This is a genomic window from Allorhodopirellula solitaria (assembly GCF_007859855.1).
GTDB classification, from domain to species: domain Bacteria; phylum Planctomycetota; class Planctomycetia; order Pirellulales; family Pirellulaceae; genus Rhodopirellula; species Rhodopirellula solitaria.
This window is the reverse complement of record NZ_SJPK01000043.1, coordinates 1-8,761: the sequence shown is the minus strand read 5'-3', so window position 1 is coordinate 8,761 and position 8,761 is coordinate 1. Positions and strand designations below refer to the sequence as shown.

Here is an 8,761-nt window from a genome sequence, read left to right as displayed (position 1 = left end):
GGGATTGAATTTCAGAATCTGCGATTGCTTGAGTGAGGCTTCCGACGATACCTTTGACATCCATGAGGCTTCCTTTCCTGCGGTGTTAGTTTGAGCACCAACATTTTGCAGGAGGAAGCCTCTTTTCGTGAATACCAATCTCGCCAGATCACAGGCGCACTACGCGGATCGCACCCCGTGAACGTCATAGCCGACACGTTGTGGGTGCATCAGATATCGAGAGACGTGAATGTCACCACCAACCAGTACGACACCGGGAATTCCTTCCCCCTTGATCATATCGAGCAACGCATCGCGTTCGGCATAGTAGGTCTGCATGTCATCGGTTTCGCTGTTTTTCTTGTCTTGCCAAATCTGGCCTTGTAGCAGAACTTTGAAAGGGGCTCTCGAGTTGCGGAGGCTCTCCAGCAACCACTGCCATTGTTCGTTGCCGAAACAGGTCGATTGGTTCGGAGCGACCGGCGAGGGAGCCATTTGCGAGTACCATCTCGCGTCGAGCAAGAACACCTCCATCGCCCCCAAGTCCACCTTTTGGTAGATGCCTTCGTCTCCACTGCCATAGCGTTCCTGAGCGCGATATTCGACGAACGCACGGCGCCTGTTCACTTTCAATCCCGCCGCGCTTTTTCCGTTGGCGTTGTTCTTGCCAAAGTCATGGTCGTCCCAGGTGCCGACGAGCGAGGTGCTCTTGCACAACGATGCGAGCCCCGGACGCTGGAGCAGATGACGATGCTTCTCTCGCAAACTGGCGAGGTCGCCAGTATCGGCGTAGGGTGTATCACCGCCGAAGCACAGCATGTCGAGATCGTGTTTGGCCATCTCCGTCCAAACCGGATCGGTGCTGTCGTTGACGCATGAAATAAATGCAACGTTGAGCACTTGGCCGCTGCGCTCGGTCGGTACGGTTGTAAAGTGGTAGTCCTGATTCCCTCCAGCAAGAATGTCCGCTTTGCCACCGACCAATTTTTCAATTTGATAGTGATAAGTCGTTCCGGGTTCGAGTCCCTCGACGTGAAATTTTGCAACGAAATCATGGTCCGCTTCGCTGCGGCTCGGGGCCACCGCAACAGTCCGTCCATTTTCATCTTTCACCGTCACACGAAGATCCACAGATTCTTTTCCTGGGCTGTAAAGCAGGTAAGCCTCGGTCGTTTTCAGCACGCCCACATAAGGCCCGACGGTGTCGCCGGCACGCAGCGTCGGGCACGCCAGAAGTAGAAAGGCGATCAACAGTTCAGCAGATGGTTTCGTCATGATTGAACTTTCATTGGGTGAGTGATGGGGTAGATGTATTGATTGTGTCTAAATCGTCAATTCTCGCCTAAGAAGTCGACGGGTATCCAAATCAGTCGCCCCGGATCTCGCCGCACTGTGGATTCCAATCGCAAAACCGAAGGTTTGCTGGCCCGCGTAGAAAAACAGGTAGCAAAACATGGTCGCCAACAGCATCCCCGTCACTGGCCGTGACGAAATCGGCGCACCCTGAGAACAAACATGAAGGACGACTTTGGGTGTGGGTTACCAGGGCAGCGAGAATGTCTTGATATTGGACATGAATTTGATCGCTTCGATCACTCCTTCCTTGACGCCCAAGCCCGAATCTTTGCACCCGCCAAACGGTGAGCACTCGATGCGATATCCGGGGACTTCGTTGACGTTCACCGTGCCGGTGCGAATGCGTCGCACGCATTCAAGGGCGGCAGGCAGGCTGTTGGTCACAACGCCCGAGGACAAGCCAAACTTGGAATCGTTTGCCACGGCGATCGCATCGTCGAGATCGGCGACTGTGATGATCGGTGCCAATGGGCCGAATGATTCTTCGACGATCATCTCGGCATCGCGTGGCACGTCGTCGATAATCGTTGGCTCCAGCAACGCCCCCTCGCGGCGCCCGCCTTCAAGCACTTTGGCTCCTGAGGCGACCGCCTTGTGGACGCGGGCTTCGAGAGTTTTGGCCGACGCCTCGTCAATCACTGTACCGATCAAGGTATCCGGCGATGCGGGATCTCCGGCGATGTAGCTCTTCGTTCTCTCGACAAAACGCTCGACAAACTCGTTCTTGATCTTTTCGTGAATCAGCAGCCTTTTTACGGCTGTGCAGCGCTGGCCCGAATTGCGGAAACTGCCCTCGGCAGCCAGCTTAACGGCCATTTCCATATCGGCGTCGTCCAACACGATCAATGGTGCGTTGCCACCGAGTTCGAGGCACAATTTTTTGTACCCCGCGGTCTTGGAAATACGTTTCCCAACGGCGGTTCCCCCTGTGAACGTAACCAGCTCGATGCGTTCGTCAGCGATCAATGGTTCGACGACTGTTTCGATGTCGCCAACGAACACGCTCATCAGCGAACGCGGCAAGCCCGCTTCGTACAATACCTCTGCAAGCCGCACAGCGGTCAAGGGCGTCTTGTCCGACGGCTTCACCAGGACCGGAACCCCGGCTGCGATCGCCGGTGCGATCTTGTGGGCAACTTGGTTCAGCGGATGGTTGAAAGGCGTAATCGCCAAAGCCAGTTTCAGCGGCTCGCGAATCGTAAAGATCTTGCGCTGCTTGCCCTGCGGAGAAACGTCACAAGAAAAAATTTGGCCATCATCTTTGAGTGCCTCGGCAGCAGCGAACTGCAACACATCGGCAGCCCGCCCCACTTCATAGTGCGTCTCACGCATGCACAACCCCGACTCGAGGCGGATCACGTGCGCAAACTCATCGGATCGTCGCAGTAGGATGTCCCGCGCCTTGGTCAGAACCTGCGATCGGTCGTAGCGATTCAACTCGCTCGACCCACTGAGCGCCCCCGTGATCATCGGCTCAATATGGTCTGCACTGATCTGGCTGATCGTACCGGTCAACGAATGATCGTATGGGTAGTACACCGAGAGCTTCGAATCGGTATGGATTGCTTCGCCGCAGATGTAGGACGGCAGATTAAGGGGCGTGTCGGACATGTTTCCTGTTTCCCAGAAAGAAGTTTTTTGCTGGCACCCACGCATCGGATACGCAGGAGCGGCTAGCGCCCAGAGTCCGGCAGAACGACACCATTGCAGGCGAAGTCGAAGATGTCAAAGTTGCGAGGATCCCCCTGGGACCTTTTGAAGTATGTATCGTTCAATGGATGCGACAGCACCATCGGAACCATCTCTTCGTATCGTCCGCCGTGCGACCGCAGTTGCCCTTCGAGTTGGCTCAGGTCGTGATGCGCCGGCGTGCGACCGATCACATAATCGCGCGCCGACAGCACGAACAGATCCCCGATCCGGTCGGCAGGCAATTCGAGCTTGCTCTCGGCGGTTTCCTTGCCATGAACCTCAGTGATGCCCTGCAGGTTGAGGATCCAGTCCGCGACCTCGGCTTGGTTTACCGAATCGGGCAGGTAGACAGTGACGGCGGAACCCAAGGCACCGTGATGCACGACGTAGGGATCGGTGATCGGACAAATCACGGTGATCCCTTCGCCGAACTGCTTAGTCAATTCCGTTTCCAAAAACACCACGTTCGGGTTGCCGTCGGCATCACACTTAGCGTTCATGCCGTGGTCGGCTGTAGCGGCCACCACACATCCCAAATCGAGCAGTTTTCCGATCTGCTCGTCAATATCGCGGTAGAAAGCCAGGGACTCGAGAGCTTCGGGAGCGTACTTGTGCTGCATATAATCGGTCAGCGTCAGGTAGCAGAAATCTGCTTGTCCAGTTGCGATCAGATAGACGCCGGATTTCAGTGCGTATAGGCTCGCATCGGGCGAATAGATTTCAGGCTTGGGACCGACATGGGATTCGATATTGTCGATGCCGTTGACATCGAGCGTTACCTCGTCGGCTTTTTCAGCGCTGAATGCAATGCCTTCCATGTTCTTTGATAGTAGCTCGCGCAGCTTGTCTTTGGCCGTCACCATGGCAACCTTCCGCCCGGCGTTTGCGGCGGCAGCGAGAATGGTTTCGGTGCGGAGGAACTTCGACGAGTTCGTCATCACCTCTGCGCCCGTTTCGGGATCGATAATGTAGTTACCTCCAATCCCAGTGTGACGCGGTGGAACGCCGCTAACAATCGCGCTATTATTGACGTTCGTAAACGAAGGTAACGCGCCACGGACAAAGGAGCGATGTCCATTTTCGAGCATCTTGGCCAGCTTCGGCATCTGATTTTTCGCCAGCGAAATCGACAGGTATTCGTCAGCACAACCGTCGATCAAGATCACAGCGATCGGAACCCTTGGCGGACTGTAGTCGCGACCGTTCACCGAGAATGCTGTCTCGGAGACATTCGACTTTTCTGTTGAAAGCATGGGCGTTCTCAAGGGGAGAGGTTTGATTGGTGAGTCAGACGAATCGCGAGGTGACCGTCGTGGGTAGTTAGGAAGAGCGGGCGTTGCGATCGAGTCACGCACGTTGCTCATCTTCCGAGCAATTCGATCAAGGCTTCGTGTGTGGTTCGCCGAGGGTTGTTGGACATTCGCAGTGCGTTGACGCCCGCGATCAAACGGCTCAGTTCGGCGGGATCGGTAATGCCCGCTTCCACCAGCGTGCTCGGACACCCAAGCGATCCGATCAGGTCGGTCACTCTGGTTTTGGCTTCCGCAGCGGAGCAGCAATCCAGGATCGTGAAGATCGCCTGCATGCGGTCGACCACGTGGGCGGCTCCACGCGGGTCAACACAATCGGAATCGGTAATCCCCGAGTTGTATTCCAGCATGGGGCCTAAAGTGAGTGCTACGGCGATGCCATGGGGAATTCCAAGCTGCGATGTCAACGGATACGACAATGCGTGCGAGGCTGTCGTGCGGGTAATATTGATTGCTCTGCCAGCGAGGTGCGAGGCGCGGGACATGGCATGCCGCGTTGCTGGCGTCGGTGTGTTGACGGCAGCCGGCAGATTTTCGTAAGCCAACTGAGCCGCTTCGGTCGCGTAGCCGATCGATTCCTCGGTCGCGCCGACGGCCCAAATCGATTCGATCGCTTGGCAAAAGGCATCCAGTCCTGTCGCCGCGGTGATCCTCGCTGGCAAGCTGTGCGTTAACCGGGGATCAACAATCGAATGATTGGGCAACAGGGATGGATCGTCCAGGGAGTACTTCTCCCCATCGACGTAGGCAACGGCAAAGCTGGTCGCTTCGCTGCCCGTGCCCGCCGTCGTGGGAATGGCAACCAGCGGCACGTTGCGGCCGCTCAGCAGGGCATCGCCGGTGATCAGGTCGCGAATCGGTGCGGTCTCACGACCCACAGCCGCAATGACTTTGCCAATGTCGATCGCAGTCCCTCCGCCGAAGGCGAGCACCAGATCGGCATCGAGGTCTCGAAAGAGCTTTGTCCCACTTTCAATATCGGCGAGATTTGGGTTGGGTGCGAAGCCAGAAAACCGAACCACCTCACTGGCCTCGAGAGCAGGCTCGATTGCGTCGGCCGCGCCCCCCGCTTCGTAAGCGGGCGTATCGACGACGAATGCAATGCGATTTGCCCCATATCGCTCGAGAACATCGGCGATCCCTTCAATCGCTCCCTCGCCCAGAGAGGTATCGTGTTCTAAGACGCTCATCAGCAAACCTCGTGATCCTCTTGCCCTCTGGGTATCGTCGCCCAAGCTTATCAGTGAGGGTGACTGGCAGTCAACACATGGTGACTGTGAGGCGACACGGGGTTCTCCGGCGATCACGGTTTTCGGCCGCGGTTAGGATTGGTCAAGCGGAAACAGAAAGTGGCCCGACGCACCGATCCGAAAAGGGGCGGCCTCATCCATGAAGCGTGAAGAGCGTACCAACCGGGGAGACTTCAATTTTGCTGGGGGGGCGTTTGTCTGCTTCGTGAAGAGGCAGTGTTGCTTTACAATCGCACCATGAATCTTGTCGAATTAGCTCAACGCATCCGATCACTCCGGCTCGACCGACACATGACGCTCGAGGAAGTCGCGTCGAGGACTGGCTTGACGCGCAGTTGGCTGTCCAAAGTTGAGAACTTTCGCGTGACCCCTTCGCTGCCAGCGTTGGGACAGATCGCAGTTGCGTTGAATGTAACAACGTCGGAATTGGTCGCTGGCTTGGATGAGAAGCCGACGCTTGTCGTCGTCCGCAAAGACGAACGGCTCGTGGTCGAACGCGAATCCAGTGAGTCAAACACGACGGTTTATGAGTCGCTCGCACACAAGCGACCGAGTCGATCGATGGATCCCTTTCTATTGACTGTCCCCGCAGGCGTCGCCCGTGAGCAAGCATTGACGCATACTGGAGAGGAATTCCTGATGGTGCAGCAGGGGCAGATCGAATTCGAGTTTGATGGAGAAAAACACACGGTCAAAGCAGGGGATTGCATCTATTTTGATAGCAGTGTGCCTCACCGCGTTATTAATTCGAGTAAGCGGACCGCAACGGTTCTGTGCGTATTTCGCGGCGAGTAGTCACCAAAGGGATGGGACACATCGGGATCCGATGGACGCGAGATCTCGAAACAGCGGGGATGACTGACCCCCGCGTATCTGCCGCCGAGAAGATTGACGCGTCGATGGTTCTAAATCTGAGCTAGAAACTGCTGGATCGTTGGCCGTTCTCGTGGGTCTTTGGCTAACAGCGTGTGGAGTCGTGACTGCCACTCGCTCGGCACGTGAACCGAGATCTCATCAGCAAATTCGTCTGACTGGAGAGCGTTGTAGATCTCCGCTAGCGAATTCGGAAGCGCCCGGTCTCCGGTCATGAGTTCGTACCAGACCAATCCAAACGAAAAGACGTCGCTGGCCGGTGTCGTCGGTTCGCCGCGAATCTGTTCGGGTGACATGTACAGGGGCGTGCCACGAATCACTGATCTGCGCGACACATCGGAATGCGTGTCATCCGAAGTATCGCTGAGAGTTGGCCGATCCAAGGAAGTCGTTACGGCGAATTGTCCGCCACTTGAATCATCGTTATCGAGCGACATCGCGGAAGCACCGTGGGGATCGACGACGTGGGGATCGGCAGCGGGCATCACGACGTTCTTCACACCCGCGCTCGCATCGGACGGTTGTCGCCGACTCTTTTCTGATTGTGCCCGGTTGCCGCGCGCCAAACCGAAATCAAGAATCTTGGGCGTCCCGTCTTCTTTGACGAGGATATTGGCAGGTTTGAGGTCACCGTGCGTGATTGACTGGGCGTGCGCAGCGGTTAGGCCTGCGGCGATTCCACGGGCGATGGAGTTCTGTTGGAGGGTTGTCAGCCCTTCGTCGATTAAGTGGCTAAGACATCGCCCATCGATTCGCTCCATCGCAATCAACGGCAATCCGTCTTCCTCCTCGATCGCGAACACGGTGCAGATGTTAGGGTGCTGAAGCTTCGCGGCCGCCCGTGCCTCATCTAACAGATTGGCCCGAGATTCCAACGCATTGGTGCGTAGAACTTTGACAGCCACTTCGCGATCGAGTCGTTCATCGTGTGCTGCCACAACAGTCCCGAAGTTACCTTTGCCCAACGTCTCTGCGACCCGATAGTGCCCGATTAATCGGCCGGGTTGCAGTAATTCTTCGACATCGATCGTGCCGTCCGCTTTTGTCCAGCTGACCGGGCATAGGCCGCCTGATCGCAGTGCGTCAAGCACGCGAAGGACCTCGTCGACGCTACGGCCAACACTCAGGTTGTGCACAACGCCATACTCCACGACCCCATTGGGGGAGACAATAAAAAGACCGCGGGCGGAGAGTCCTTTTTCGCGTTGCCAGGTTCCGTAGGCCTGCGCAACGGATCCTCGCTCGTCTGCCCCGAGTGGAAACTGGATCGGCCCCAATCCTCCCTCCGACGGTGGCGTTGCCAGCCAATCGCGATGACGATCGATCGAGTCGGAACTGATGCCGAGCAACTCGCACTCTCGCTGCTGGAATTCTGGAAGCCGTGCGCTAAACGCCGTCAGTTCGGTCGGGCAGATGAGCGAGAAATCCTGTGGATAAAAAATCAGCGTCAGCCACTTGCCTCGAAACCTGGCGATTGTGGTTGTGTACAAGCGACCAGAGGAAGTAATACACGGCAATTCAAATTCAGGTGCCGGCTGGCCGATCAGCGAGGTGCCGTTCACAGGGACATTGCTTCCGAGGTTGTCTAAAAAATTCAGCGTAAGAGTGATGGACGGATGGACTCGGGCAGTTTACGAACTTCGGCCACCCGCGCGCTTCGTTTCGTCCGATCAACGTGCGGTCACATCTGAGGGCTCTTTGTTGCCGACGGTTATCGAATAGTCAACCATACTGCCTCGAGCCCTCGCTGATCCAACCGTAGCCGACCTCACGCTGGGTTTTGGTGCGAAAAGGGTCTGGTACAATAGTCCGTTGCAAGTCATTTCCTCACCACGATTGATACCACCTTTTCCTAGTTGCCGAATGACTGAAAATCAGCAGCAGTTCCCGGCGGCACCCCGCTATTGGGTGGATAGGCGGCATGTGAACTGCGATGGTTGGTTTTTAGAGGGCGTGATCGGTGCCGCTGCTGCGATTGTCGGCATCGAGCGTGTCAATTTCACTAAATTGGAACCAGCGGAAAGGAAAAACACTGACTTTCGCGACTCTCGAAGCGCACCGGTAGCGTCGCATTCCCCCGGGATTGCTTTTCCGACGCCCCAACGTTCGACTCGCTGAGCGGGTGACTCTATGGCGGTAAGAATTGATTCCGACACCGGTCACTCAAGATGGCATCGAGTATCTCGCAGTAGCTGCGAAAGATGAACGAATCAACGGCACTGCGAAGGCGAGACCAAAGACTGCGGCGCGAACCAAGTTTCGCAAGTACGGCTTGAAATAACGGACAGCACGCTTGCTGAA

General features: G+C 56.4%; 6 protein-coding genes. 1 reads left to right on the top strand and 5 read right to left on the bottom strand.

Going from position 1 to position 8,761, the window contains the following annotated elements; genetic code table 11:
• Nucleotides 1-159: 159 nt before the first annotated feature.
• From CA85_RS24350 to CA85_RS24335, 4 genes are all read right to left on the bottom strand, one after another.
• Nucleotides 160-1,254, bottom strand: coding sequence for an alkaline phosphatase D family protein (locus tag CA85_RS24350; protein WP_146394303.1), 1,095 nt, complete (start codon nucleotides 1,252-1,254; stop codon nucleotides 160-162).
• 264 nt (nucleotides 1,255-1,518) lie between these two features.
• Nucleotides 1,519-2,946, bottom strand: a complete 1,428-nt coding sequence (locus CA85_RS24345; RefSeq protein WP_146394301.1) for an aldehyde dehydrogenase family protein — start codon at nucleotides 2,944-2,946, stop codon at nucleotides 1,519-1,521.
• Nucleotides 2,947-3,008: 62 nt separating this feature from the next.
• Nucleotides 3,009-4,280 (bottom strand): phosphonoacetate hydrolase, encoded by a 1,272-nt coding sequence (gene phnA / locus CA85_RS24340; protein ID WP_146394299.1) that lies wholly within the window; start codon nucleotides 4,278-4,280, stop codon nucleotides 3,009-3,011.
• A 107-nt stretch (nucleotides 4,281-4,387) separates the two neighbouring features.
• Complete coding sequence (locus CA85_RS24335) at nucleotides 4,388-5,527, bottom strand: phosphonoacetaldehyde reductase (RefSeq protein ID WP_146394297.1); 1,140 nt, start codon at nucleotides 5,525-5,527, stop codon at nucleotides 4,388-4,390.
• A 297-nt stretch (nucleotides 5,528-5,824) separates the two neighbouring features.
• On the opposite strand from CA85_RS24335, the gene CA85_RS24330 reads away from it, so the two are divergent.
• Nucleotides 5,825-6,382, top strand: a complete 558-nt coding sequence (locus tag CA85_RS24330) for a helix-turn-helix domain-containing protein (protein ID WP_146394296.1) — start codon at nucleotides 5,825-5,827, stop codon at nucleotides 6,380-6,382.
• A gap of 110 nt (nucleotides 6,383-6,492) precedes the next feature.
• Here the strand turns inward: CA85_RS24330 and CA85_RS24325 are convergent, their stop codons facing one another.
• Nucleotides 6,493-8,022, bottom strand: a complete 1,530-nt coding sequence (locus tag CA85_RS24325) for a protein kinase domain-containing protein (protein WP_146394294.1) — start codon at nucleotides 8,020-8,022, stop codon at nucleotides 6,493-6,495.
• Nucleotides 8,023-8,761: the final 739 nt, after the last annotated feature.